This window comes from Nocardiopsis sp. NPDC055879 (assembly GCF_053615935.1).
The window spans coordinates 100,533-125,841 of sequence record NZ_JBSHCT010000002.1; the positions used below are offsets into that span (position 1 = coordinate 100,533).

20 protein-coding genes are annotated in these 25,309 nt (G+C 66.9%); 13 read left to right on the forward strand and 7 right to left on the reverse strand.

Annotated elements, in window-relative coordinates; genetic code table 11:
• Window positions 1-376 precede the first annotated feature (376 nt).
• The 4 genes from ACWGKS_RS02700 (at window position 377) to ACWGKS_RS02715 (ending at window position 6,149) form a co-directional block, all read left to right on the forward strand.
• The gene (locus tag ACWGKS_RS02700) at window positions 377-1,036 is read left to right on the forward strand and encodes an HNH endonuclease family protein (RefSeq protein WP_358514702.1); all 660 of its coding nucleotides are present in this window, start codon (window positions 377-379) and stop codon (window positions 1,034-1,036) included.
• 136 nt (window positions 1,037-1,172) lie between these two features.
• Window positions 1,173-3,623, forward strand: a complete 2,451-nt coding sequence (locus tag ACWGKS_RS02705) for an ATP-binding protein (protein WP_358514700.1) — start codon at window positions 1,173-1,175, stop codon at window positions 3,621-3,623.
• 69 nt (window positions 3,624-3,692) lie between these two features.
• Window positions 3,693-4,736: a hypothetical protein gene (locus ACWGKS_RS02710; protein ID WP_358514698.1), complete on the forward strand. Its 1,044-nt coding sequence runs from the start codon at window positions 3,693-3,695 to the stop codon at window positions 4,734-4,736.
• 117 nt (window positions 4,737-4,853) lie between these two features.
• On the forward strand, window positions 4,854-6,149 hold the full coding sequence (locus tag ACWGKS_RS02715; protein WP_358514696.1) for a DUF6891 domain-containing protein: 1,296 nt from the start codon (window positions 4,854-4,856) through the stop codon (window positions 6,147-6,149).
• A gap of 205 nt (window positions 6,150-6,354) precedes the next feature.
• Here ACWGKS_RS02715 and ACWGKS_RS02720 read toward each other — a convergent pair whose 3' ends face one another.
• The 3 genes from ACWGKS_RS02720 to ACWGKS_RS02730 all read right to left on the reverse strand — a co-directional run bounded on the left by ACWGKS_RS02720 (window position 6,355) and on the right by ACWGKS_RS02730 (window position 10,349).
• Entirely contained in the window at window positions 6,355-8,163 is a 1,809-nt protein-coding gene (locus ACWGKS_RS02720; RefSeq protein WP_358514694.1) for a serine/threonine-protein kinase, read from the reverse strand.
• Between the two features lie 517 nt (window positions 8,164-8,680).
• Window positions 8,681-9,862: a hypothetical protein gene (locus tag ACWGKS_RS02725; protein WP_358514692.1), complete on the reverse strand. Its 1,182-nt coding sequence runs from the start codon at window positions 9,860-9,862 to the stop codon at window positions 8,681-8,683.
• 67 nt (window positions 9,863-9,929) lie between these two features.
• A complete protein-coding gene (locus ACWGKS_RS02730) occupies window positions 9,930-10,349 on the reverse strand; it encodes a hypothetical protein (RefSeq protein ID WP_358514690.1) in 420 nt (139 codons plus the stop codon).
• 867 nt (window positions 10,350-11,216) lie between these two features.
• On the opposite strand from ACWGKS_RS02730, the gene ACWGKS_RS02735 reads away from it, so the two are divergent.
• The 4 genes from ACWGKS_RS02735 (at window position 11,217) to ACWGKS_RS02750 (ending at window position 16,148) form a co-directional block, all read left to right on the forward strand.
• Window positions 11,217-13,499, forward strand: a complete 2,283-nt coding sequence (locus ACWGKS_RS02735; protein ID WP_358514688.1) for a conjugal transfer protein TrbL — start codon at window positions 11,217-11,219, stop codon at window positions 13,497-13,499.
• Window positions 13,500-13,532: 33 nt separating this feature from the next.
• Entirely contained in the window at window positions 13,533-14,204 is a 672-nt protein-coding gene (locus tag ACWGKS_RS02740; protein WP_358514686.1) for a hypothetical protein, read from the forward strand.
• 112 nt (window positions 14,205-14,316) lie between these two features.
• Window positions 14,317-15,375, forward strand: coding sequence for a C40 family peptidase (locus ACWGKS_RS02745; RefSeq protein WP_452455831.1), 1,059 nt, complete (start codon window positions 14,317-14,319; stop codon window positions 15,373-15,375).
• A 2-nt stretch (window positions 15,376-15,377) separates the two neighbouring features.
• Window positions 15,378-16,148, forward strand: coding sequence for a hypothetical protein (locus ACWGKS_RS02750; protein WP_358514682.1), 771 nt, complete (start codon window positions 15,378-15,380; stop codon window positions 16,146-16,148).
• Window positions 16,149-16,183: 35 nt separating this feature from the next.
• Here ACWGKS_RS02750 and ACWGKS_RS02755 read toward each other — a convergent pair whose 3' ends face one another.
• A complete protein-coding gene (locus tag ACWGKS_RS02755; RefSeq protein ID WP_358514680.1) occupies window positions 16,184-16,735 on the reverse strand; it encodes a thymidine kinase in 552 nt (183 codons plus the stop codon).
• 548 nt (window positions 16,736-17,283) lie between these two features.
• Here ACWGKS_RS02755 and ACWGKS_RS02760 point away from each other — a divergent pair.
• A complete protein-coding gene (locus ACWGKS_RS02760; RefSeq protein WP_358516379.1) occupies window positions 17,284-18,144 on the forward strand; it encodes an ion transporter in 861 nt (286 codons plus the stop codon).
• 305 nt (window positions 18,145-18,449) lie between these two features.
• Here ACWGKS_RS02760 and ACWGKS_RS02765 read toward each other — a convergent pair whose 3' ends face one another.
• Complete coding sequence (locus tag ACWGKS_RS02765; RefSeq protein ID WP_358516376.1) at window positions 18,450-18,725, reverse strand: GntR family transcriptional regulator; 276 nt, start codon at window positions 18,723-18,725, stop codon at window positions 18,450-18,452.
• Between the two features lie 163 nt (window positions 18,726-18,888).
• Between ACWGKS_RS02765 and ACWGKS_RS02770 the strand changes: the two genes are divergently transcribed.
• The 4 genes from ACWGKS_RS02770 to ACWGKS_RS02785 all read left to right on the forward strand — a co-directional run bounded on the left by ACWGKS_RS02770 (window position 18,889) and on the right by ACWGKS_RS02785 (window position 22,011).
• Window positions 18,889-19,071: a hypothetical protein gene (locus ACWGKS_RS02770; protein WP_358513511.1), complete on the forward strand. Its 183-nt coding sequence runs from the start codon at window positions 18,889-18,891 to the stop codon at window positions 19,069-19,071.
• On the forward strand, window positions 19,068-19,538 hold the full coding sequence (locus tag ACWGKS_RS02775) for a hypothetical protein (protein ID WP_358513569.1): 471 nt from the start codon (window positions 19,068-19,070) through the stop codon (window positions 19,536-19,538). Before ACWGKS_RS02770 ends, ACWGKS_RS02775 begins: the two co-directional genes overlap by 4 nt.
• 654 nt (window positions 19,539-20,192) lie before the next feature.
• The gene (locus tag ACWGKS_RS02780; RefSeq protein ID WP_358513513.1) at window positions 20,193-20,585 is read left to right on the forward strand and encodes a VOC family protein; all 393 of its coding nucleotides are present in this window, start codon (window positions 20,193-20,195) and stop codon (window positions 20,583-20,585) included.
• A gap of 121 nt (window positions 20,586-20,706) precedes the next feature.
• On the forward strand, window positions 20,707-22,011 hold the full coding sequence (locus ACWGKS_RS02785) for an MFS transporter (RefSeq protein ID WP_358513515.1): 1,305 nt from the start codon (window positions 20,707-20,709) through the stop codon (window positions 22,009-22,011).
• A 227-nt stretch (window positions 22,012-22,238) separates the two neighbouring features.
• On the opposite strand, the gene ACWGKS_RS02790 is transcribed toward ACWGKS_RS02785, so the two are convergent.
• Both ACWGKS_RS02790 and ACWGKS_RS02795 read right to left on the reverse strand, forming a co-directional pair.
• Window positions 22,239-24,260: a tetratricopeptide repeat protein gene (locus ACWGKS_RS02790; RefSeq protein WP_452521564.1), complete on the reverse strand. Its 2,022-nt coding sequence runs from the start codon at window positions 24,258-24,260 to the stop codon at window positions 22,239-22,241.
• A gap of 40 nt (window positions 24,261-24,300) precedes the next feature.
• A complete protein-coding gene (locus ACWGKS_RS02795; RefSeq protein ID WP_358513520.1) occupies window positions 24,301-25,272 on the reverse strand; it encodes a VanZ family protein in 972 nt (323 codons plus the stop codon).
• Window positions 25,273-25,309: the final 37 nt, after the last annotated feature.

Below are 25,309 nucleotides of genomic sequence, written 5' to 3' on the forward strand. Positions count from 1 at the left end.
CCATTCGTGCGTGCTTGTTTATCATGCGGTCATCTGGGTATTACTGTCATACTATATGGGCGAAATATGAAAACCCGAAGGGGATTCCTTCGGGTTTTTCCGATGTCCGACCGATGTATGTCCGGGCTTACCTGCGTTGTGTCGCCCGGGTGTCAGAACGGTCCCCCGATGATCATCGTCCCAGGTCGTCCGGTTATGGAGCTTTGATCGCGTCCCCCACCGGGCCGGCGGCCGGGTTTTCATGTGACCTATTTCACAAGCATTCGGTGTGCGGCATGGTTCAAAGAATTCACCCTCGAGGGACTGGCGTAAAGGCTTCGATTACTCCACAGTAGGGTCGTCCTGTTCACCTCGACCCGCTCTTGAGGAGAAACACGTGTCCCCCTACCCCCGCGCGCTCTCGCGCGCCTTCTCCGCGGTCTCCGCGCTCACCCTCGCGGTGGTGCTCGGTTGGGCCGCCCCCGCCGCCGCGGACCACACACTGCCCCCGAACATCCCCAGCGAGTCCCAGGCCCGGACCGAGCTGGACTCGCTCACCGTCGCCGCCAAGGGACCCCAGGACGGCTACGACCGAAGCCTCTTCCCGCACTGGAACGTGGTGGACAGTCCCTGCACCGCCCGCCAGGTCGTGCTCCAGCGCGACGGCCACGACGTCGTCACCGACGACAGCTGCCAGCCCACCGCGGGCAGCTGGTGGAGCGCCTTCGACGACGAGTGGGTCTACGACGTGCCCGGTGACATCAGCGTCGACCACATGGTCCCGCTGAGCGAGGCCTGGAAGACCGGTGCCGCGGACTGGTCCACCTCCCAGCGCGCCGACTTCGCCAACGACGTCGACTCGTCCCAGCTGTGGCTGGCCACCCCCTCCAGCAACGGCTCCAAGGGCGACAAGGACCCCTCGGAGTGGATGCCGGACAACACCGCGGTCCACTGTGACTACGTCAAGTCCTGGATCAACGTGAAGCACGAGTACGACCTCACGATCACCTCCGACGAGGAGTCGACCCTGTCGAGCACCCTCGACAGCTCCTGTTAGAGGGGTTCTGGAGGTTCGGGGCCGCGCGTTTCGGATGACGCGCGGCCCCTTCCGCTTCTACGGCCCGTCCTCGATGCTCCATGATGGGATCGGCACCCTCCGCCGTAAGCGACCAGAAGGGCAGGGCGATCGCGCGATGACCGGTACCAGGGGGACTCGTGGGGCGACCCGTCTCGCGGTCCGCTACTTCGACGACCGGGTCCTCCTCAGCGACAACGAGGCGTGGGCCTACTTCCGACTCCCGACGGTCTCCTACGAGTTCACCACGCCCGAGGACCGCCAGGCCCTCGCCACGAACATCACCATCGCCCTCGCCGCCATCCGCATGAACGACGCCGAGGTGCACCTGCGGGTCGCCCACCGCACCTACCCGGCCGCCCAGTGGGCCACCGAACTCGACGGCACCGCCGACAGCGGCCCCGGCTGGTACGACTACCTCGACGAGATGTACCGGCACGTGTGGGCCAAGGACTTCTGGACCAAGGAGGTCTACCTCGGCGTGCGCCTCGGACAGCGCAACGCCGGCGTGGGGATGGGACTGTTCTCCCAGGTGTTCGGCGCCTACCAGCGCACCGAGCAGGTCCTCGGCATCAACGACGACGCCATCGAGGACAAGGAACTCGCCCGCTGGACCGACCAGTCCGAGCGACTGGGCCGCGCCCTTTCCGCCAGCTCCCTGCACGCCCGCCACGCCTCCGCCGACGAGATCGCCTGGCTCATCCGGCACGCCGTCTCCGGCACCGCCGAGGAGATCCAGCCCTCCGCGGCCGGCCGCCGCACCTGGGGGCGCGGAGAGATCGAGGCGCTCGTCGACGGAGTCGTCCACAACGGCCGCTCCATGCTGCGCCTGGAACAACCCGCCGGCTCCACCCATGTGGCGTTCCTGTCCTTCTCCCGCTTCCCCGACCTCATGCCCTTCCCCGACGGCGAACCCTGGCTGCACCACGCCGACGCGCTGCCCTTCCCCGTCGAGCTGTCCCTGCGGATGAAGCTCATCCCGCCGGCGAAGGCGTCCAAGGACGTGGGCCGCAAGCTCGCGCACGCGCGGGACATGGACGCGCACATTCGCGAGGCCGGCGTGGAGGCGCCCATCGCCCTGGCGGAGCAGATCGACGCCGCCCGCATGCTCGAACACGGCATCACCAAGGAACGCCTGCCGTTCGTGTACGGCTGGCACCGACTCATGGTGTCCGCGCCCACCGAACGTCTCCTCGTGCAGCAGGTGGAGGCCGTCGTGGAGCACTACCGCGACATCGGCATCGACGTCATCAACTCCACCGGCGACCAGTTCTCCCTGTTCAACGAGTCCCTGCCGGGTGACCGCATCCGTCTGAACGCCTACGCCCAGCGCCAGCCGCTGCGCACCATCGCCGGCGGCATGCCCACCGCCACGGTCGACGTCGGCGACCGCGAGGACGCCTCCGGCGGCGGGTGGGTCGGCCCCTACGTCGGCGAGACCACCGGCCGGGCGCGCTCCATCGTCCACTTCGACCCCATGGTCGCCGCCGCCCGCAACCGCCCCACCGCCATCGCCATCACCGGCGAACCCGGCGGTGGCAAGACCACCCTGGCGCTGCTGATGATCTACCAGCTCGCGTTGCGCGGGGTCACCGTCGCCGCCATCGACCCCAAGGGCGACGCCGAATCCCTCGTGGAGCTGCTCAAGCACCGCGGCCGCAAGGCCAGGATCATGTCGCTGGGTTCGGCCCAGCCCGGCCTGCTCGACCCCTTCGCGTTCGGCGACGACCTCGCCGCGAAGAAGACCATGGCCACCGAGACGCTGCGCCTGCTCCTGCCCCGCATGAGCGAGGAACGCGAGTCCGCGATGATCCAGGCCGTGGCCACCGTCGCCAACCAACCACAACCGTCCCTGGCCAAGGTCGTCGACCACCTCACCGCCTCCGAGGATGCCGCCTCCCGCAACCTCGGCGCGGTGCTCGGGTCCATGGCGGAGATGCGCCTGGCCTCCCTGTGCTTCGACCCCCAGGGCGAGGCGCGCATCGACACCGAGGGATGGACCACCGTGTTCACCCTGGGCGGCCTCACGCTGCCCGACTCCGGAGTCCACCGCGACGACTACTCCTACGAACAGCGCCTGTCCGTGGCCCTGCTCTACCTGGTGTCGCAGTTCGCCCGCCGCCTCATGAACGGCCTCGACCGGCGCCTGCCCAAGGCGATCTTCCTGGACGAGGCGTGGGCGGTCACCTCCACCCCCGAGGGCGCCAAGCTCGTCCCGGAGGTGTCCCGCATGGGTCGCTCCCGCAACACCGCGCTCATCCTCGTCTCCCAGAACGCCGGCGACATGCTCAACGAACAGGTCACCAACTGTCTGTCGTCGGTGTTCGCGTTCCGCTCCAGCGAGGCGCACGAGGTCGCCAGCGTCATGGACCTGCTCGGCGTGGACACCAACGAGGACCACATGGCGGTGCTGCGCAACCTCGGCAACGGTGAGTGCCTCTTCCGCGATCTCGACGGCCGCACCGGGCGCATCGCCGTCGACCTCGTCTCGGAGTCGTTGCTGCGGTGGCTGGACACCAACCCCACCCGAGAACGGCCGTTGGTGTCCGCAAACGGCCGCGAGGAGTAGGGCGCCCCGGTGGTGGGGATCTATAGGGGAAGCCCTCCCCGGACCCCCACCACTCACAAGGGATCGCCCATGAGTGAGGACGTCAGCCGGCCCCGCCCCGTAGTCGACACCGCCCTGCCAGAGGACGCCCGCGAGGACGCCTACCGTTGGGCCACCACCGCCCCGCACCCCCGCGCGGGCCGGAGCGACGGACTCCCGCGTTCCGAACGCCTTCGCCAGGCCTGGGCCCAACTCTTCTGGGTGGGCTTCACCCTCGCCATCGCACTGGGGCTGGCCGACGGCTTCCTGGGCATGGCCATCGCCACCATCAGCCTGGTCACCTACGTCACCGCGATGGGACTGCGCCCCGACGCCGCCCGCTGGGTACAAGTCACCGGCGGACTGATCGGCGCGGGAGCCCTGGCCGTCACACCCCTGTGGCTGTTCGGCGTCATGCCCCTCGTGTCACCCGTGCTCACCTCGGGAACGCTGTTCGCGCTGCTCACCGGCACCGTCACCGCCGACGTGCTGACCTCCGGCCGAAGACGGCGACCACGGGCCGACCACCGGGACCGCGTCCTGCTGCCCGCGGACATCAGCGCCGCCGACCACGGGCTGCTGGTGGACGTGCAGCACACCATCGACCAGGTCGTCGACGCCCGGGTGGAGCTGGCCGGCTCCGACGCCCTCGACACCGACCGCGGACTCGCCGTGCTGCGCGAACAGGAGTGGCGCATCGCCTCCCTGCTCTCCAGACAACGGGAACTGCGGCGCGAGTACCTCCTGCGCCGGCGACACGCCACCACCGACCGGGTTCGCCGGGTGCTCCACGCGCACCAGGAACACCTGGTCGCCACCGAGGAGCACATCCGCACCCGGGTCGAGCAGATCGTCGAGTACGGGCACCTGGTGGAGACCGCGGTGGCGGCCCACCGGGAATGGGAACAGTGCGAGGAGGCCGTCAGGGCGCTCGACGCCTACGCGGATCTGAGGATCGAGGCGTCCCTGCTGGCGGAGGAGTCCCCGGAGGTCGCCGAACTCACCCGGACCGCCGAGGCCGCCAGGAGGATTCGGGACGAGGGAGCCGCCCGCGTGCACGCCGCCGCCACGGGGCTGAGCGGTATCTCCGCCTGACCACGACGGCGCCTTCGAGGTCCTTCGAGAGGCTTCGCGGGACCGTGGCCGAAATCGGTCGGTGGAGCTTCGTCGGTTCCCCGCACACGGGCCGCCCGGGTCTGGCACATTGTGCGAATGAATGTTGAACGGGTGAGCGGCGATGACCCGCATGCCGCCCTCCGGGAGGAGATGGCCGTCCGCGTCGCGACGGGCCGGCAGGGGTTCGGGGAGATCCTCACCGAGGTGTCCGACACGCTGGCGGAGAACGGCGGCCCCGATCCTCGTGTGCGGCATCCCGGTACGCAGGTGCTACGGGAGATCCTGGACCGGGCCTTCGCCCGACATCTGCGGTGGCAGCGCAAGTGGCCGGTACGCACCGAGGTGGACCGGCTCGAACGCGCGGGTCAGGCCCTCGCCGCGATCGGCGTTCCCTACTTCGAGGCGTTGGACTGTTGCGAAGGCTGCCTCGCCGACAGCGGTGGCGAGGTCCACCTGTGGCGGCTCGCCGTCGCCCAGGACCCGCGGGCGCGCGCGGTCGTCTACTTCTTCGACACCGACATCGAGCTGGCGTTCGCCGGCGAGGGTCTGTGGCTGACCTTCGACCCCGGCCAGGGGCGTCTCACCCACGCCGTCGCCAAGGAGATCCTGGAAGTGCTCCAGGCCCACGGCCTGGACGCGATGTGGACGGACGAGTCGGTCAACCGCATCCGGATCGACATGGAGTGGCGCTGTCGTCGGCTCGGCCAGTCGGCCGCCCACCCCGGCCCGGACGTGGACCGCGAACCCACGGTCGACGTGGTGCTCACCAGTCCCGTCTACAACAGGCTCACCTGGTGGGGCGAGGACCGGAACCGCTGCGTTTCGGTCCGCGAGTTCACCCGCCTGTTCCTGCCCTGGCTGCCCTCCGACATGTCCGTCACGGTCACCAGCCTGATCACCGGCGCGAGCATCACCCTGGACCGCGACTTCGACCGCATGCGCGTCTTGGGGTCCGAGCGCCGCCTGGACCGCCGCCACCTCGACGAGATCCTGGGACGCTGGGCGGTGGACGGGTCACTGCCCGCCCGCGACGCCCGCCCCGACCCCACCGGGTTCGTGGAGGTCGCCCACGACGACCCCCACCCCCTGGGCACCGCCTCGCGGGTGTCCGCCGTGCTCCTGGAGTTGGCCGAGGCGCGTTCGTTGCTCTACCGGACCACCCCGAGCCTCGGGGCGTTCCTGGTCTTCCGGTCGTTCACGGGCGCCACGTTGCAGTTGCTGTGGCAGGACGAGCACACCCTGTGGCTGGAGAACCCGGACCCGGACCGGCGGATGTCGTACGGGTGTTTCGGCGACCTGGCGGACGCCGAGGACCTGGTGTGCCGGCTCGCCCTGGACGGTGACTCGGGCCTGCCGGAGAAGGAGGGCGTCCGCACCATCGCGTGGGATTAGGTGCTGGAGGCTCACCCGGCCGGTGACGGGTCATCCACAGGCGCGCGGGTTCGGGCCGGCGCGCGACCCTCGGACGTGATTCCATCGATCTCGGGGGAGCCATCGGCTCCGCCCACTTCGTGCCGCCCCGGATCGCCTCGGGCCCTGCCGAGACCGGAGGGCGACACCCCACGAACCCGAGCCCCCTCGCCAGAGGCGGAACCCCTCACCCCAGACGGAAGAAGGCACGGGAGGGCGCCGGTAGGAGCAGCAACCCTCCGACCGTGCCCGTGTACAGCAACGCCAACACGTAGAGCACGATCAGGTCGGGGCTGTGGATGATCACCTCGAACACGCGGAGGCCCAAGAACACCGCCCCGCAGGCCTGCCCGACCACCACCAGCGCGAACACCGGCCGGGACCGGGTCGGCAGCGCCAGCGCACCGACCGCCGACAGCAACCCCCACGTGCCGAGGAACAGGGCCGTGCCCCACGACGAAGCGGCCGAGTTCGTCGAACCGACGATGGTCACGACGGTGAAGACGAACAGCACCACCGCGTTGACGCCGAGCATGCCCATGACGGTGAGCACCCCGGCGGGCTTCTCCGGTTCCGTGGCGGCGGGGGTCCCGATGGGTGTGTAACCGGTGCCTTCGAGGAAGTTCCGGGCCGCCTCGGTGGTCACGCCCGCCTGTGCCGGGACGGGCGACGGATGCCCGGCCCGTGCGTCGATCCGCTGCCGAGCCTGAGCCTGAGCCTGAGTCCGGCCCAAGGGCTGTCGCCCACCTTGCCGAGGGGCGGGAACAGGGCCACGCGGTACCGGGGTCGCTCGCCCCCAGGCGGGCACGGGCTGATTCCGAGCCGGGGGACCCTGCGCGGGGGTGCCACCGGCCGGGGCGCCTCGCGCCGGCCCCTGCCGTACCGGTCCCTGCCACACCGGAACTCTCCGAGCGGGGGTCCCGGGTACCGGACCACCCACCCGCCGCTCCCCCTGCCCAGGCGTCCCCTGAGCCGGTTCTCGTGCCGGCGCTTGAGGCACCTCCTCCGCCCGTCCCGCGTCCGGCTCCGACCCCGCCGCAGGCCCCACCGCTTCCGAAACCGTCTCCGAAACCGCCGCGGATTCCACGGCCGCCGACTCCACCGTCGTCTCCTCCGGCAGCGCCGCCTTCCGGGTCCGCACGTCCTTCTGCGCGTCCTGCCGCTCCCGCTCCAACAACTCCAGCGCCTCCGCCGGGCCGGGCCGAGCGCCCACGTCCCGGGTGAGCAGCGTCGAGATGAGCGCCTGCAAAGCCGCCCCGCGCGGCGAACCCGCCGCCTCGTTCCGGCTCAGATGTGGCGGGACCGGGGCGGTCAGCACCGCGCTGATCATTCCCGTGATGCTGTCCCGCTTGAACGGCGAACGCCCCTCCAACAGTGAGTACAGGGTCACGCCCAGGCTCCACAGGTCCGAGGCCGGCAGCGCCCGCTCGCCCTCGAACCGTTCCGGAGCCATGTACTCGGGCGATCCGATGTACACACCCGTCTGGGTGAGCGCGGCGCTGCCGTCGACGTTGGCGATCCCGAAGTCCATCAGGACGGTCCGGTCGTCCTCGGTGAGCATGATGTTGGCGGGCTTGACGTCCCGGTGGGTCACCCCGACCGCGTGCGCCGCCTTCAGCCCGCCCAGCAGCGCCCGGGCGGCCTCTTCCACCCGTTCCACCGGCATGGGCCCGTGCGCCTCGATGTGGTGGTGCAGGGAGGAGCCACTGAGCAGCTCCATGACGATCCACGGGCTCTCGTCGTGTTCGAGCACGTCGTGGACGGTGACGATGGCGCTGTGGTGGATCCGCGCGGTCGCCTGCGCCTCGCGCAGCGTCCGGGCGTGCGCCTCGACCCGGTCCTCCTCGCTCATGCCGTCCGGCAGCAGGACCTCCTTGACCGCCACGTCCCGTTGCAGGATCGGGTCGAACGCGTGCCAGACCGTTCCCATCCCACCCGAACCCAGGCGCCCGCGAAGTTCGTAACGGCCGACGGTGGCGTGTTCGGGGGTCGACATGGGGGAGGTTTCCTTTCTGGCGATGCGGTGTGGTGTGGCGAGGTAGGGGAGGGAGCGCCGTTTCAATGACCAGTCGGAACCGAAACTCCACTGTAGTCCGATGGGCTGATGAACACATTGGGGACCAAGGGCGGTTGACCGCAATCGGTCAGTCGTGTGAGCCGGTGTTTCAAGCTTTTTCCAGGGCTCGGAACGCGCCCGTACCTGCTCGGTCGGTCACGCGATTCGTTCCGTCGGCGTCCTCGAATACTTCTCCCGTACTCCTCTCGGACAAAGGTTGGAATGCCCGCCCTCCAGTCCGAATTTTCCGTCTTCCGTGTCCTCATCCGGACATGAAGAAGTATGGAGAAGTTCCCTCCGAATTCCCCCGAGCTCCCGGGGTCCCCCGAGTTCACTTGAGTCGACCGAAGTTCAGTCGATCCCACTCGCCAACATCGAACATTCCCTCTCCGTTACCGGGGGAATGCGCGTGGTGAGTTCGATCATCCGGCCCACCCGGCTCACCGGATCCGGCCGATCACCACGCCAGGTGGGCGTCCAGGGCCAGCCGGTGCACCGCCTCGGTGTCGCCCTGGTCCATCAGGTACAGCCCCTCGGCCGCGTCCAAGAGTTCCTCCGCTGAGATGTCATAGGGCACCCGCCCCTGCAGGAAACTCTTGCTCTGATCGATTCCCGGCAGCAGCATCACCATCAGGTCGCTGCCCGCGATCTCCAGGTACACGACTGTCGATGTGTCCGTGGGCGTTGAGGCGGTGTGCAGATCTGTCGCTGCCCGAAGTTCACCTTCGCCCAAACCGGGGACCCGGACCCCCATCACTACGCAGTCCGATTCCTCGGACTCTTCCCAGCACGCGACCACGTCGGAATCGAGTGGGACCGTGTGCACCTCCAGGATCGCCTCGGGCTTCCGGCGGTAGTGGACCTCCACCCGATCGTCGCCGTCACGCGTCTTCACCCACCAGGGGTCCCACGTGGGATGGTCGAGAACCGCCAGAGGGTCCTCGCGCTCACCGATGGTCGCCACGTCCGCGGCCACATGGGCGGCGGTCTCCCGGGCCGCGCCCTCGTAGGCGAGCACCGACATGGGCACGGCCACCACCGACAGGGCCACGACGGCCGCGCCGATCCCGCCCCATCCCGAACCGGTCGGCTCGCTTGCGCCCCCGTCCCCCTCCCCGACGCGTCGCGCCCGCACCACGGCCAGACACTCCACGGCCACCAGGACGATCAGGACGGCGCCCACGAGCAGATGGGCCCACAGGAACCAGGACGGATCCTCGGAGTGCATGCTGACCGGCTCGGGGGTGCGGAGCACGTGCGCCTCGGACAGCAGCACCATCGCTTTCACCGGCAGCAGCGGCAGCGCCAACGCCACGTACAGCACCAGCACGATGCCCATGGGGCGCCGCCACCCGGAGCGCTTGAGCGCGTAACGGGCCACGGTGGCGATGACCACCAACGGGATCAGCGCGGCGCCGTAGGTGAGAACGGCTCCGACGACGCTTCCGGGCAAGAAGACGAACACCATGATGATCCCGACGATCATGCCGACCGGCATCACCGTCACCGCCACCAGCGTCGGCAGGAGCAACACGGTGGCGGCCAGGGTCGGCAGCCGCGTCCGCCGGAACGCCCGCTCCGGCGAGGACTTCGGTGGTTCCGTTGAGGGCCGGCGGGGGGCGGGGGGAACGGGACTCATGACACTCCGGGGGAGGGACAGGGGGTGGCTCGTACGGTACTCGGTTCCCTGCGTCCGCGCCCGCCCTTCAACGGGCCGGAGCGAAGTCCAGCAGGTACTTCTCGTCCTCGGGATCGTCGACCTTGGAGAGTCCCGTATGGAAGACCCTGACCCGTGCCGGCCCCTGAAAGGGCGCACCCCAGAGGAAGTTGCTCCCAGGGGCGCCCTGGACCGCCAGGAACTGCGAGCGGAGGGTCAACCGTGCGGTCCCCGTGTCCACCATCGACGCGTCGCCGCCCTCCCCTGGAGCGTCGAAGAAGCGAGCGGTCACCCGCACACGGTCCGCACCCTCCGAACAGTGGATGTAGAGGTGGTCGCCCCTCTCGCTGATGACCGGCGAGATCCTTCGCCGGGGAACGCTCGGGTCCACGACCTCCTTGAAATCGGCGATGCGGATCATGCCGTCGTCGACCGGAACGACGATGGAGTTCCGTGCGATCTCCGCCATTTACGGCTCCTGTCACCTGTCGGAATGCGTGCGTGCCCCGCCTTCGCCCAGGTGGCGCTTCACGGGGGGTGAAGTCACCCGGGTGGTGAGCGTCGGAGGGAGCACGGGCGCCAGGGGTAGGGGCGTTTCGGTAGGACGGGCTTCGCGACGCCGGGGTTCCCGGAGCGGTGGGCGGATGTGACCGGGGGAAGCGGACGCGGGGGTGCGGGGGCGCGGAAGCCAGGCGAGCGGAACGCGCACGGGCATCCGTTCGTCTAGACGTCCGGCTCACGGATCCGGTTCTTGGGAGCGGGACCGACACGAGCAGGGTGGGCGAAGGTGCCGGTGTGCGTGGACGGAGGGTGAGACCCGGCCAGGGAAGGTCCCGGGACCGTTTCGGCCCAACGTCAATACACGCTGCGGCTCCCACCGAAGCAGTTATAGGAACCCGGTCCCAGTCTGAAAGATTGTCCTATGTCCGATTTTCGCTACGAAAGATACTGTGACGCCGCTCATAGTCTCCTCGTGGCCAGCAAATTGTGGCCTCGCGGTTATCGGGAGTTACGGGTGTCCGGTCGGCGTCTTTACCTGCGTAAACGTCACGAAATCGGTGATTCGCCCCCCGGTGGTGGAGTGGTCCGGAGGTGTCGAGAAGAAAACGAGTCGCGTTGCAGCCAACCCCCGGCCTGGTGATGGCGCACCATAGAGGATGGGGTAAAGACATGCGGGGGCCTTGTTGTCGCGGACAGACCGCGTGCCGGGTGGCGCGTGGGCGTGTGTGCGGCATGAGGCCTTCTGGTCTGCCATCATCCCGGACGAACACACGACGCAGGAGCTCAGCAGATGACGCATCAGCACGTCCACCGGCGGGGATGGCGACGCCTCCTGATGACGTTCCTGATGCTCTGCGGGTTCATCCTGATCCCGCTCACCAGCGCGACGGCCAACCCCCTGTGCCCAGGCCAGCCCGCTCCACTTCCCGAGTCCGCCGGCAGCGGATCCGATGGCCTTCTCGTTCCCCCGCAATCGCAATCGGCGATCGAAGGATCCCCGGACGGGCTGCCTCCTGACGCCAGCATGTACGGCCAGTACGGAACGGCCGGACAGCAATGGCACATGATCACCGAGTCCTGCGTCGACGGGATGGCGAACGGAGCTCAGGCAACCCTCGCGAACTCGGCCTGGGACCTTTCGAAGACCATCAACCAGTCGACGATCACCGTTTACCAGGCGGCCACCTCCGACGGGTTGCTCGCCAGTTTCACCGAGACGGTGGAAAACGTCGTCATCGCCTTGCGCGAAGGCGTGTGGCGACCGCTCATCCCGACCATCGTCATCCTGGGTGCGATCTGGCTCGGCTGGTTCGGTCTGATCCGTAAGCGAATGACCCTGACCATCGAGTCGACGATCTGGATGGTGGCGGCGACCGCGCTCGGGATGTGGATCCTGATCAACCCCGCACAGGTGATGGGGTTGGGCAGCAGTCTGGTGAACTCCGGTACTCAGTTGGTGACCAGCGCTGTCGGGCAAGTTCCCTATGGTGGGGCGGCTGTTTCGTGCCCGGCCGGTGCAGAACCTCCTGAACGTGCGGACTGGGAGTCAGAGGCGGATTTTCAGGTCCGCCGTAACGCGGACATGATGTGGTCGAGCCTGGTATGTCAGCCCTGGATGGCTGGCCAGTTCGGCAATGACGACATGGCTATCAACGCTGGCGAGTTGCACGCTGAAGATTTGTTGGCTGCTCAGGGAATCAGTCGAATTGAGCAACAGCAAATCGCAGATGGTGAACTCGATGCCACTGCTCTTATTACTGATAAGCAAGAGAGCTACGAGGCCATTGCTTCGGATGTGCAAGAAAACTATCCAAGTGTCTACCCTCTCTTTTCCGGAGAGGATCCGGGGAGTCGGCTTGGGGTGGCGACCTTGGCGCTCTTCGCTGCGTTCTTCGCAGGCGGGTTGATTCTTGCGGGGTCTGTGGCGCTAATTGTTTTGAAGATCGGCTTCATGCTGCTCTTCATGATTTCCCCGGTTTTCTTGCTCATCGGTATCCACCCTGGCTACGGGCGCACGGTTTTGCTGCGTTGGGTGGAGCTGATGGTGGGATTCCTGCTCAAGCAGATCTTCGTGGTGTTGATGATCGCCCTGCTGGTCTTGTGTTACGGGCTCGTCATGTCGACCCCCATCGGTTGGGGTCTGCAGATGATCCTGCTGGCTCTGTTCACCCTCGCGCTCTTCATCTACCGCAAGACCTTCGCTTACCTGTTCGCTTCGGTGAACGCGAACACCTTCACCTCGCGGATCGTCAGCGATGCGGCTCGCAGTCAGGCGCTTGGAAACAGCGCGGCTGTCCTGCCCCCCGTCGCCTACCTCAAGGCTCAGAACTGGGGCCGTCAACGAGCGGGAATGATCGCGGGCGCCGCAGCGGGTGTTCCGGCCAATGGCGCAGGAGCGCCTGGTGTCACCACCGATGGCCGAACCCCCGAAGAGACTCCCGGCGAGGCCGGAGAGCCTGCCCGAGTCCGAGGCGCAGGTGGATATGGCCGGGTACGCGGCAATGAGGCTCCGCCACCCCTCAACGTCAACCGGCGCGACACCGCGTCCGCCGCGAGCGCCGGACGTCCAAACGGCGGTAACCGCACCACCGATCAGGCCCCCAACCTCACCGGCAGCGGAAGCCCCAACAACGGGAACATCCCACCCAGGCCTGCGGGTGGCTACACCGGAACCGGCGACAGCGGTTGGGCTTCGGTGTTCGGTACCGGGGGACGCAATGACAGCCCGACTCGTAATGACGGCGGTGGTTCCAACGGTGGCGGAACCTTCGGTGCCGGTGCCGGGAACTCTCGGGCCGCAAGCTCCGAGCGGCCAGAGCCCAGCTCCGGACGTGGCATCTTCGGTGGCCGTGGAGAGACACCCGCTCAGGGCAACATCGGGAACCGTGGATCCCGGTGGGGAGCTCCTCAGGAGAAGCGCGACCGTCCCGCTCCGCAGCGTCCGTCGCGTCCGGCTCCGCCGCCCGCGAGCGGCGGCCGAGGTGACCGTGAGGGCGGTTGGCTGACCGGTTCCGACAAGCGTCGTGACAACGCCCCCATCACCCCCTTCTGGGGCGAGGGTGGAAACTCGACCCGGGACCGGAAGCGGGACGTGCCCTTCTGGCTGAATGATGACTAAGCCGACGAGTAGACGACAAGGCAACTGAAGACCATGCCCAACCCTCTCCCCGAGCGCACACAGCGGCTGGTTGTGATCGTTCTGATCGCGGCCCTGGCCGGGTTCGGGATCTACTTCAGCCTCGGTGGGTTCAGCGACGAAGAAGAGGGGGCCTCCGGGCCGCCTCGGGAGGTCGCTCCCACCGAGGAAGGACCGGATCCGGCCGGAAGTGCTCCCGGTGGGCTGGCCACGGTGCCGCCGAGCCCGATCCCGACCACCGACACCGAGGACCAGGACGTCCTCGGTTGGTTCCCCTTCACCGAGGCGGAGTTCCAGGCCGCCGGCGCGACAGCCAAGGCTTTCGCCGAGGCCTACGGGACCATCGACTACTCCGAACCTCCCGAGTCGTACTACGCGTCGATGGAGGCTCTGTCCACGGACGAGTACGCGGAAGTGCTGTCCGACGCCAACCGGGCAGGGGCCTTCTGGGAGGAGAGGAGCGAGGCGAAAGCCGTCGCTCAGGGACGGGCCGAGGTCGATTCCATCCGCACCTACGGATCCGACTCCATCACCTTCGTGGTCACGGCCCAGTCCATCACCGAGACCGGCGAAGCCGAGTTCGACGAAGAGCTGGGAGAGTTCGCCATCACCGTGATCAAGGAAGGCGGTTCCTGGGAGGTCTTCGACTTCCAGCCCGCCGAGGCCGGTCAGCTCGGGGAGGAGTAGTCACGTGCTCTGGCAGCGGCAACCCTCGGCCCCTGATTCGGGTGGCTCATGCCTGACCCGAGTCGGACTGATCGCGGTGATCGGTGTCGCCGGTCTGGTCTTTCTGACCTTGATGTTGGTTCCCACGATCACCACCAACAACGTCGGTACTCTTCTCGCGTCCGGGGTGGTCTGTGGTCCCAACGCCGACGCGGATCAGCCGGACAGCAGCGAGTACGCCATGGACTCCATTCCCGAGAACTACCTGGAGATCTACCAGGACGTGGGCGAGGACCGAGGGATCCCGTGGAACATCCTCGCCGGGGTCGGCCAGGTCGAGTCGCACCACGGTCGTTGGGAGGGGCCCGGGATCACCGAAGGCCACAACGACTGGGGCGCCGCCGGACCGATGCAGTTCGGGGCCTTGGACGGTTCTGCCGCCGGGAACAGTTGGGGCGGTGAACCGATCCAGGCTGTGGAGGAACGCCCGGAACAGGGTTATGGCTTGGATGGGAACGACGACGGGGTCGTCAACGTGTACGACCCCGCCGACGCGATCCCGGCCTCTGCCGACTATCTCATCGCCCATGGGATCGAAGACGATGTGCGGCAGGCCATCTATGGCTACAACCACGCCTGGTGGTACGTGGACGATGTGTTGGAGTGGGCCGACCGCTACGCGGAAGGTGAATTCAACTCCACCGACTCCGTTCGTACGGCGGTGCTCTGCCAGGTGGACCAGGATGGTGCGCCGATCGGCAGTGCCCCGGACGACTTGACTCAGGCCGTCGTCGATTGGGCTCTCGACCAGCGCGGAAAGCCGTATGTCTGGGGTGGGACGGGACCGAACGGGTTCGATTGCTCCGGTTTGACCATGAAGGCTTACGAGAGCATCGGGGTGACTGTTCCTCGGGTTTCTCAGGACCAGTGGAACTTTGGTCCAGAAGTTCCGATAGGGGATGAACAACCTGGTGACCTGGTCTTCTTTGATGTCACGCGGGCGGGGGAGCCCCCAGGGCCCGGTCACATGGGAATGGTCGTCGGTGACGGACTGATGGTCGAGGCCTGGTGCACCAACTGTGGACCGATCGCGGTGCGCGAGTACGATGACCCCAATCGTGCGGACATCGTGGGGTTCACCCGTCCGCTTGAGCACCCCGAAGTGAAGGCTCAGCTGGAAGCGCAGGCTTAACCTTGTCGGATACGAAGACCGAAGAAGAAACAAAGCACAAGGAGCCGGCGAAGAAGGGTCTGCACGGTTGGAAGGCCGCCACCGCCGTCTTCGGCTGTGGAACCCTCGCTGCCTTTGGTGTCTTCGGGGTGATCGTCGGTATTCTCAGTACGTTCCTAAATGTAGCTTCATCAGGTATTTCGCCAGGTGATTCTCCGGCTCCGATTGCTAATCAAAGTGTAACTCCACGGGAAGAATTCCTCGATGATAAGTTCGATCTTTGCGGAAGAACTCTTCCTTCTATTCGAGAGCTGAATCTCAATTTCAGTGCATCGGAGGGGGAATACGAAGATTCGTCAACTGATGGCGGGATGCCCGCTGAAGGGGACCTTGTCCGGTCGGATGATTGTGGTGGGACGATGTCGCCTTCGGGGGCTTATACTGTTCCCTGGGAGTTCGACTTCTCCTATAGGGCGATTATCTATACGCCGGACGGGAGTAGGGATGATCTCGCCTCTGTCGACCTAGAAGAACTTCGTGCTCAGGTTGAATCGGAAATGGTGGTTGCAGAGTCCGGTGTTGCAGATATGGGGGACGAATCCCATTATTATTACGGTTCCTTGGAAGATAATTCGAAATCCGTATATGTAATGCTGGTTCAGCAGAGAAGTGCAACCTATGCAATTCGCCTCTCGTCAAGTGATGAGGTTACATCTACTGCTTTCACAGGGGAGGCGCGTAAATTTGGGCCTCAGCTGTCAATCACCCTTGGGAGTAGAATTCCTGAGGAGTAGGGCAGTAAAAATGGTCACGGTCGGCGTAACCTGGGTTAAGCGATGCCGGCCATGAAGTGGTGGCGGCACAGGGTCGTGTACGACTCGTTGCCACCGATGTGGACCTGCGCGCCCTCGTAAACCATCACGCCATCGACCACCCGCGCGTTATGCGTGGCACGGTTGCCGCACCAGCAGCGCGCGTAGACCGGCAGAACCTCTATCTTGTCGGCCAGCTCCACCAGGCGCTTCGAGCCCGGGAACAACTGCCCCTGGAAGTCCGTCAGGATCCCGTAGCAGTACACGTCGATGTCCATGCCGTCGACCACGCCCGCCAACTGTCCGACCTGCTTGTAGGACAGGAACTGGGCCTCGTCACAGATGACGTACGGGGCTTTGCGGTCGGCGACGTCGTCGTACAGGTCCAGGACGTCCCCCACCTCGATCGCGGGGGACTTCAAGCCCAGCCGGGACGAGATGATCCCGGAGCCTGCCCGGTCCTGCTTCGTGTAGAGCACACCCTCACCCCCGCGAGAGTGGTGCTCTTGGAGGGCCATGGTGCTCTTGCCCGAATTCATCGAACCGGTGAAGTACTTCAGCTCCGCCATGCTTCTTCCTCGGTCGGGGGCGCTGGGCAGGGGCAGCGGCTCGGAGCGTCACCGAGGCCAGAGGTGAACATACCAGCGGCGGGACCCTCTTATCTCACCCACTCCGACGCTGTCATCCCCTATGCGCGCGGCGCATCGTGCGCCTTATCGGTCACCGAACGTCGGGCGTATCGCGTGGGCGGGTGTTCTTGCGTCCGTGGGGTGGCCGAATGCGGCCGCTTCGTCATCCGGGCTGTGGTGGAGCGCACCCCTTGACGAGCCCCGGAAAGTACCCCTGATCAGGGTCTCGGGTCGCGGTTTGTCGACTCGTTCGGTGCGGGATCGTCGTAACGTCATGGGGGTGGTGTCCGTCGTCGGGGAGGGGGACCATCGACTCTGTGGTCGTATGGATGTACTTCGGCGAGCAAGGGCACTTCGAAGCGTGAACAAGGGCTTCGATATATTTGGCGAACCTTGTCCTATTGCAAGGTCTCAACGTTGAGGGGGAAGTGGCATTGCGGCGCGGCCAGGTCACCAAGTTTGTGGAGAGCCGATGGTTCTCGAACACGATGTTCTGCGTGATTCTGGCCAACGCCATCATATTGGGATGGGCCACTTATGGGGGTTCTGCCCTTCCGTATCTCCTCATCGCGGAGCGGATCTTCATCGGTATCTTCGCCATCGAGATGACGCTGAAGCTCTACGCCTGGCGGGGCAGGTTCTGGAAAGATCCCTGGAACTGGTTCGACTTCGGTGTGGTCGTCATCTCGCTGATCCCGTCGACCGGACCGTTCGCGGTGCTGCGGATCCTGCGAGTGCTGCGCATCCTTCGACTCATCACCGCGGTCCCGCAGATGCGCCAGATCATAGGAGCGCTCTTCAAGGCGGTCCCCGGCATGGGCACGGTGATCGGGCTGTTGCTGATCGTCATCTACGTGTCGGCGATCCTCGGACAGCAGATGTTCGGCGAGGACGTGCCCGAGTTCTTCGGTGACCTCGGCACCACGCTGTACACGATGTTCCTGCTCATGACCACGGAGAACTGGCCGGACGTCTCGGATGCGGTGTTGGAACAACATCCCAACGCGTGGATCTTCTTCGTCCTGTACATCGTGCTCACGGCGTTCATCATGCTGAACCTGGTGATCGGTGTGATCGTCACCGCGATGGAGCAGGAGTACAGCGAAGGTCGTTGGGAAGAGGACCAAGAGCTCGAACTGGTCCAGCACAACGAGGTGATCGCGAAGTTGGACGCGCTGACCACTCAGGTCCAGTACCTGCAGAGCAGGATTCAGTCACAGGACCGGGACTCTCTTGTTGATCACTCCGTACCCCCGGCTGCTCCCTCTGCCAACAGCACCCACGGAGTTCCCCCATTCTCCTCAACGGAGAGCCCCGGCCCTGAGGCCGAATCCCGGGAAGTTGATTAGTCCCCACCGCAAATCACATATCCCGGGAAAGGTGAGTGGCGGAAGAGGGCCCACCGGGGAAAACGAGTAGTGAAACCCCCGGCGGGCCGTCCCCACCCTCGATAAGAATTATGTAGGACGCGGGCGCGCCCGCGCGACTGTTTCGAGGATTCTCTTCGAGGTTTTCTGCGCGTGGGGCGCCCTTACAGGGGCGAAGCCGACAATTCTACGGTCACGGCTTGGATACGCTCCGCACTGAACCTTCGGCAGCTCTGTCCGTTGGGGTCGTAGTGACCGAATCTCTCTTCCGGTGACCCGGCAGGTCGTCAGTCCTGAGGTAGGACGAATACTCCCTTGCCCGCCACGATCCGCACGTGGCCCTTCTCCTCAAGGAGAGCTGTCGTCTTGATGACTGTGCCTCTGGCGAGCCCAAACTCCTGAACCAGGCCGGCGATGCTCGGGATCGGACGGTTCGCCGGGTAGTCACCACGTTCGATACGAGCGATCAACACTGCGGCCAGCTGAAGCCACACCGGATCCGGTCCATCGTGATCGAGTTCGCTGTCAGCGCTGTAACCAGCAGGGATGCTCACTTCACTCATACAGACGACGTTGGCATGGAGTGCCGGTCAGAATCAGGTTGGGTAATTCTATAGCAGTGCATGAAAGGGTTAAGGTACGATCACGCTGAAGCAAGGAAGAACCCCGGCGACGTGCGGACACACGCCCCGGGGCCATGGCCGACCTGACTAAGACAGGACGACAATGAAGATCCTACTGGCCCTACTCGCCATGCTCATACGGCTCTCTCACCCCTCGCGAGGCCTGCACACCACCCCCTACGGCTACGCCCACCAGCTCACCTCGGAAATCCGCCGCCGCTCCCGTCGGGTTCGGCGCTACGCCGAGAATCTGCCCGAGGCGACCGTGAGGGCGTGCTGCGCATGAGCACCGACGTTCCCGGACTCTCCGAGTCCTCCGAGCCCGCCGCGCTCTCACTCGTTCACCCGACCGCCTCGACCTCCAAGACCACGCGGTCCGACGAGTTGGTCGCGGGGATCTGCCGGCTCCTCGACCACCCCGGCCGACCTGCGCACGCCGCTTGGACGCTGGCTCGGGCCGACCGCCTCTTCTCCGAGCTCGATCGTCGGATCCGTTCCGGTGAGCCCCTGCCCTCCACCTGGCTCGCTTCCATGGTGCGGCCGTCCGCCCCGCCGGACGAGCGGGGGATCGCCTACGACTACGCCACTCACTGCTACGACTCGGTGAGCGAGGCGCTGCGCGAGGTCGGGGGAGTGGTGGTCGCCTGGCGGGCGTTGGCCGAGGCCGGCCGGTACTGGCGACGGTTGAACGACGCGCTGGTCGAACGCTCCCCGTTGCCCGAGCCCTGGTTGCGCGAGCCGCCCCGGGAGTAGGTCCCAAACCCGGTGGCCCCGTCGCCCGCACCCCGCACCGGGTCACCGGATTCCGCCCGGGAACCTTCTTACCGAGTTGGTGCGGGCCCCGGGTGGCCCTTCGCAGAGTTATCCACAGGTGTGAACCGTGGTCTGGTGCGAGGGCTCTTCTCGTGATCCCATTGATTTCGGGGGGACCCCTGGGCTCCCGCGCATTCCCCTGCCCGAAACCCCGATCCGGAGAAGTTCACAAAAGAACCCGAGCCAGCAGCAGATTCGGACCCCGGATTCGACGGAATCGACCCTAGCAAGGGCCTTCCTGGGGAAAGCATCCAGGTGAGTGAGGGCCTCGGCGACCACGCGAACGAAAGGCATGTGGATAAGTCAACCGAGTACTTTCGACACAGAACCTTGGGCGCCCCCGAGCATTCCAGATCTGGCCGAGTCGCCGGAAGCCATGGCGATATTGAAATCGCCGAGTGGGTCACTTCGGTGGTACTCGACATGCGCGAGGATGAGCCCTCGGATTGACCTAATGACGATACGAGCACACCGAAAGACCACCGGCTGACTCTAAAGGACGTCAAAGTGGACATGGGGGAAGGTGGACGTGGTATAAGCAGAATCTGATCTGCACCCGATCCGACCCACACGGCTCGATCCGGAGGTTCCGACATGGCCAGCAAGTTCAGCGAGCTCGCGATCGACTGCGCGGAGCCGGAGGTGCTCGCCCGCTTCTGGTGCGCGGTCCTGGACTACAGGGTGCTGGGGGTGGAGGACGAAGGCGCGTTCGTCGCCATCGGCCCGGCCACGGCCACAGAGGACGAGAAGCGCGTGGGGCCGGTGCCTCCGGCGCTGACCTTCGCCCGTGTGCCCGAGGGCAAGTCCGTCAAGAACCGGCTGCACATCGACGTCAACCCCACCGACCGGGAGCAGGCCGACGAGGTCCGCCGTCTGGTCGAACTCGGTGCCCGCCGAGTAGACAATGGGCAGAGCGAGTTCAGCTGGGTCGTTATGGCCGACCCGGAGGACAACGAGTTCTGCGTCCTGTCCACTCGCCGTCCCTGACACCACAAGGGGATCGCGCGCGGCAATGAGGACGAGCCGTGAGTGGGGCTTGAGGGCAGGGGGCCGGCCGGGCAAGATGAAGCCGGCCGCACGGCCCCCATCCCCCACGAAAGGCCACCCCTTGCAGAAGGCCACACGTAAACCCGGTCTCGGCCGGGATTTCAACCGCTTCTGGCTCGGGAGTCTGGCCAGTAACCTCGGCGACGGCATGATGGCCATCGCCCTGCCACTGGTGGCGGCGTTGTTCACCAACGACCCGCTCCTGGTGTCCGGGCTGATCGCCGCCCGCTTCCTGCCCTTCCTGTTGTTCGGTCTGGCCGCCGGGGTGGTCGTCGACCGGGTCGACCGGGTGCGGCTGATGATCGGCACCAACATGGCACGGTCGATCGCGCTCGTGGCCTTGGCCGTGCTCGTCGCGACCGGGCACGCCACGATCTGGGTCCTGTACGCGGTCATGTTCACCGTCATGACCTGCGAGGTGTTCTACGATCTGGCGGGCAAGGCGCTGATGCCCAACCTCGCCCCGGCCGGGACCATCGACCGGGCCAATGGGCGCATTGAGGGCGGGCGAACCGTCACCCAGGACTTCGCGGGCGGGCCGCTAGCCGGGTTCCTGTTCGCCATCATGGCGTTCGTTCCCATCGCGGCCAACGCCGGCGCCTACGTTCTCGGGGCGCTGGTCCTGCTCGGGTTGCCCTTGGCGGTGCGTCGTGCCCCCGGGCAAAATGCCGACGGGGCTGCCGGAGTGGCCGGGACCGGAGACAGTGGGCGGCCCTCGGCTCTGGTCGACCTGCGCGAGGGGTTCGTCTTCGTTTTCCGGGGAAGCTCCCTCGGCCCGATCCTGCTTTTCAACCTGGCGCTCAACGCCGCCTTCACCGCGCTGAGCGCCGTCATGGTGCTGATCGCGCAGAACCACTTCGGGGTGCCGGCGGCCCTGTACGGTGCGTTCCTCGGTTCATCCGCGGTGGGCGCGCTCCTGGGCGCGGTCACGGTCGGAGCGATGGTGGCTCGGCTGGGCCGGTTCCGCTTGGAGCTGGTGTTCTTCACCGTCACCGGCCTGTGCTTCCTGGGCTTCGGACTGGCCCCGAACGCCTACGCGGCCGTGGTGGCGTGGGTCGTGCTGGGCTTCGTGATCACCGCGTCCAACATCGTGATGCTCGGCGCCATCCAGCTGATCGTCCCGGGACACCAGTTGGGGAGGGTGATGTCGTTCGTGCAGGTGTCCGGCACCGCCTTCGGCCCGGTCGCGGCCCTTCTGGCGGGTCTCCTCGGGCGGGTGGAGCTGTACTACGTTCCGATCGCCTCGGGTGTGCTGGTGCTGGTCTCACTGGCCATGGCGGTGCCGGCCCTGCGCCGGGTGGTGACCGAGGCGGACCAGATCGAGGCCGCCCAGGTCATCGATCAGGTCGAACACCCGGAACCATGACCACTCCTGCCCCCTACCGCGACGATCTTGCTCTCAGCGCCGGTTTCGTGCTGCCCGGGCGCCCCACCGACCCACCCCACACCCGCCCCGTGAATCGGTGGGCTCTGAACCTCAGGCGCCCCCTGAACCGCCCCCGTACCCCTCGGAACCCCCCGAACCGCCCCACAGCCTGCTCCACCGAAATCGGCGCTGGGAGCAAGACCATTCGGCTTCGGCCGGGCCGGGGGTCAGCCGCGGAGGTGCCTGGCGGCCTGGGGGCCCGTGGGTTCGTCGTTGGGGTCGAGTTCGTGACTTCCTCCATTACTCCCGGCCAGGGAGGCACGGGCCCCACTGTCCTCGGAACCCGCGCCCCCGTTCGGTGTCACCTCCGCCTTGATCCTGGCCTCGCGGCGTAGGCGTTCCACCCGCCTCCTCGTGGTCAGGGTGTCCGGGTGCCGAGGTCCCAGTACCCGACCTCGGTCCCGCAGCAACTCCTCCAGGGCGCGCACCGCTCCTTCGGTCTCACCGGCGCGCGCACGCCAGAACGCCAGATCGTGCCGACAGCGCAGCGTGACGGGGTGGTCGGCGCCCAATACCTCCGCGCGGGTCCGAGCCAGCCGGCGGAACTCCTCCGCCGCCCCGCGCGGGTCTCCGATCCGGCCCCGCCAGTGGGCGAGGTTGTGCAAGGTGGTGAGTGTGTTCGGGTGGTCGGGTCCCAGATGTTCTCGTTGGTCCTCCAGGAGCCGGCGGGCCTCGGCGACCGCGCCGGCCAGGTCGCCGGTGTCGGCTCGGCACAGGGCCAGGTTCCCCCGGGTACCGAACACCTCCACCCGGTCGGCGCCGTGCCACCGGCGCAGGTCGTGCAGTAGGTGTCGGAAGCGCACCATGGCCCCGGTCGTGTCGCCGGCCCAGGCCCGCAAATAGGCCAGTGAATGCCGAACGCGCAGGGCGGTCGGCCCATCGGGCCCCTCCATCACCAGGTGCCGCTCGTAGGACTCCTCCAGTTCCCGGTAGGAACCCGCCATGAACATCTCCCGGTAGGGGAGCGGGCTCTCCGCGGCACCGGCCCAAGCGGGGGCACGGGTACGGAACAGCAGGGGGTGCGGGTCCACGTCCCACAACGAACCCGGGGGCGCGTGGGAGCGCAGTGCGTCGGTGCTCGACAACAGCCGCCACTCCAGGGAAGCTCCCCGGCAGGTGTCCGGCCACACCTTCATGAGCCCGTCGGCGGCCGTGCGCACGCTCTCCATGGTCGGTCGGGAGCGCGGGTGGTCGTGCGCGGCGATCACGAGTGGGGTGTCCCGGGTGATCAGGTGCAGGCGTTCCAGGGAGGCCAGCGCCAACCGGACCTCGTGCTCGGCGAGGCGCCGCGGCGGGTAGGTGCGGCGCCCCAGGTGATTGCGGAACGGTCGGGACACGAGCACCTGTTCGGGGGTGGCCAGGGGACCGAGTAGCGAGATCAGCCCCATGAGGGGGCGGGCCACCCCGATCGGACGGTGACGGTCGGCGCGCTCCAGCGCCGGTTCGCGGGCGTCGCGGGAGTCGCCGAGCAGCTCCAGGTAGTCCGAACAGGCGGTGCGGCGATCCGCCATGTAGGCGACGGCCTGGCCCAGAGAGAGCGGGTGGTGGTCGAGGGCGGCGGCGAGGGCGTCGAGTTCGGCGGGAGAGTGGGCGACACCGGCCTCGGTGAGGGCGGAGCGCAGGTAGGCGCGGGCCTCGGCCCGGGTGAACGAGGAGACCTCGACCGGGCGCCGACCGGGAGGGGTGAAACGTTCGGTGGGCAGCCGGGTGGTGACGATCATCCGCCCCTTCTCGCGCCCCCGGGCCTGGCCGTCGGTGCGGGGTCGGTGACCGAGCGGCGGCCACAGGTCGTCGAAGTCGCGGGGGTCGGTCAGGTGGTCCCACACCACCAACCAGCGGGGGTCCACGCCTTGGGGAGGGTCGTACAGCCACGACAGGAATCGGCCGGCGGCGAGCTCGGGGTCGTCGGGGCAGTGGTCGAGGACCCGACGGGCCGCGTGGGAGTAGGCGAAGACCACGCCCTCCCGGTCGGTGGCGTCGGCCCACACCACGAGGGTGTCGGGGTGGTCGGTCAGCAGCGCCCGGGCGTGGTGCGCGGCCAGCTGGGTCTTGCCCACACCGGCGGGTCCCGTGAGCACCTGATCTTCGACGAGCGGTGGGGGGAGTTCCCGCCGGTGGAAGTGCGCGACCTGTTCGGGGACGGGAACGGGCCCGCCCTTGTCGCTGTGTCCGGGAGCCAACGGCCACACCCTTCCCAGGGTTAAGGGGTTTCGGTCGATCCAGTTCCCATCACAGAGGGGAGTCAATCCCATCGTTTTTGTCATCCCAGGTCGACGAGTCGGTGTGCTCGAAACGTGACCGAAACCGGGCGAGAGGCAAGGGGAGGGACGCGGCGCGTGGGAGCGAGCCCAGCGCCCGATCGGAGGTGGAGGCGTCCCGAAGGGGGGCCCGGGCCCGGGGGCGGCGGTCGAAGACCTCGACGAGGCCCACCGCGGTCAGGGCGAAGAGAGTGCCGAAGAGTGAGCCCACGCCGTTGACGAGAAGATCACCGGTATCGGGCAACCGATCCGCGGCGAGAACCCACTGGGTGGTCTCGATGGTCGAGGACAGGGCGGGGCCGAACAGAAGCCGGGCCGACCACGAGGAGAACGCGAAGAACGCGGCGATGCCGATCGGCACGAACAGCAGCGTGTTCAGGACCCGTTCCTGGAGGGCGAGGCCACCGGTGACACTCCATGGTCCCTCTTCCTCGTACCGGGCGACCTGGGCGTCCATGAACTCCAATTCCCGCTCGATGGTCTCCACGGCGATCCGCTCCGCCTCGGACTCCGGCTCCACCGGTGTGCCCTCGGCATCGATCACGGCCAGGGCGCCGTCCGGGCCTTCATACACGTGGAGAACTTCCGAGGCCGGGTCTTCCACCTCGGCTTTTTCGGCCCGCTCGGTCGTCGTCGGTTCCGTTGGCGAATAGTGGATCACGCGGCCGTCATCGAGTGTCACTCCGAAATTTTCGGGCCCTTTCGGGACACCGATGTCCTGGAAGGACGCCCGTGGATCCCAGATGACATGGCGATCCGATTCACCGATCGCGCCCAGACCGCTCAAGGGGGCCGTCAAGACCAGTAGGTACAGGGCCGACAGACACAGAGTCATCGCCCGCATGGCCGGTCGCCGCCCGGCCAGGAACAACGCCACGACCAGTCCCAAGGCCAACGCGAGTGTGGTGGTCAGGGGGTTCACGTAGAAGAGGACTGTCCACATAGTGGGCGACACTAACGCGAGATCGGGTTCAGGCCAC

Excerpts from the sequence above, each read along its gene's own strand:
- ACWGKS_RS02705 (WP_358514700.1), top strand. The coding sequence starts at position 1,173 with ATGACCGGTACCAGGGGGACTCGTGGGGCGACCCGTCTCGCGGTCCGC.
- ACWGKS_RS02710 (WP_358514698.1), top strand. The coding sequence starts at position 3,693 with ATGAGTGAGGACGTCAGCCGGCCCCGCCCCGTAGTCGACACCGCCCTG.
- ACWGKS_RS02715 (WP_358514696.1), top strand. The coding sequence starts at position 4,854 with ATGAATGTTGAACGGGTGAGCGGCGATGACCCGCATGCCGCCCTCCGG.
- ACWGKS_RS02720 (WP_358514694.1), bottom strand. The coding sequence starts at position 8,163 with ATGTCGACCCCCGAACACGCCACCGTCGGCCGTTACGAACTTCGCGGG.
- ACWGKS_RS02725 (WP_358514692.1), bottom strand. The coding sequence starts at position 9,862 with ATGAGTCCCGTTCCCCCCGCCCCCCGCCGGCCCTCAACGGAACCACCG.
- ACWGKS_RS02730 (WP_358514690.1), bottom strand. The coding sequence starts at position 10,349 with ATGGCGGAGATCGCACGGAACTCCATCGTCGTTCCGGTCGACGACGGC.
- ACWGKS_RS02735 (WP_358514688.1), top strand. The coding sequence starts at position 11,217 with ATGACGTTCCTGATGCTCTGCGGGTTCATCCTGATCCCGCTCACCAGC.
- ACWGKS_RS02740 (WP_358514686.1), top strand. The coding sequence starts at position 13,533 with ATGCCCAACCCTCTCCCCGAGCGCACACAGCGGCTGGTTGTGATCGTT.
- ACWGKS_RS02745 (WP_452455831.1), top strand. The coding sequence starts at position 14,317 with ATGTTGGTTCCCACGATCACCACCAACAACGTCGGTACTCTTCTCGCG.
- ACWGKS_RS02755 (WP_358514680.1), bottom strand. The coding sequence starts at position 16,735 with ATGGCGGAGCTGAAGTACTTCACCGGTTCGATGAATTCGGGCAAGAGC.
- ACWGKS_RS02760 (WP_358516379.1), top strand. The coding sequence starts at position 17,284 with ATGTTCTGCGTGATTCTGGCCAACGCCATCATATTGGGATGGGCCACT.
- ACWGKS_RS02765 (WP_358516376.1), bottom strand. The coding sequence starts at position 18,725 with ATGAGTGAAGTGAGCATCCCTGCTGGTTACAGCGCTGACAGCGAACTC.
- ACWGKS_RS02770 (WP_358513511.1), top strand. The coding sequence starts at position 18,889 with ATGAAGATCCTACTGGCCCTACTCGCCATGCTCATACGGCTCTCTCAC.
- ACWGKS_RS02775 (WP_358513569.1), top strand. The coding sequence starts at position 19,068 with ATGAGCACCGACGTTCCCGGACTCTCCGAGTCCTCCGAGCCCGCCGCG.
- ACWGKS_RS02780 (WP_358513513.1), top strand. The coding sequence starts at position 20,193 with ATGGCCAGCAAGTTCAGCGAGCTCGCGATCGACTGCGCGGAGCCGGAG.
- ACWGKS_RS02795 (WP_358513520.1), bottom strand. The coding sequence starts at position 25,272 with ATGTGGACAGTCCTCTTCTACGTGAACCCCCTGACCACCACACTCGCG.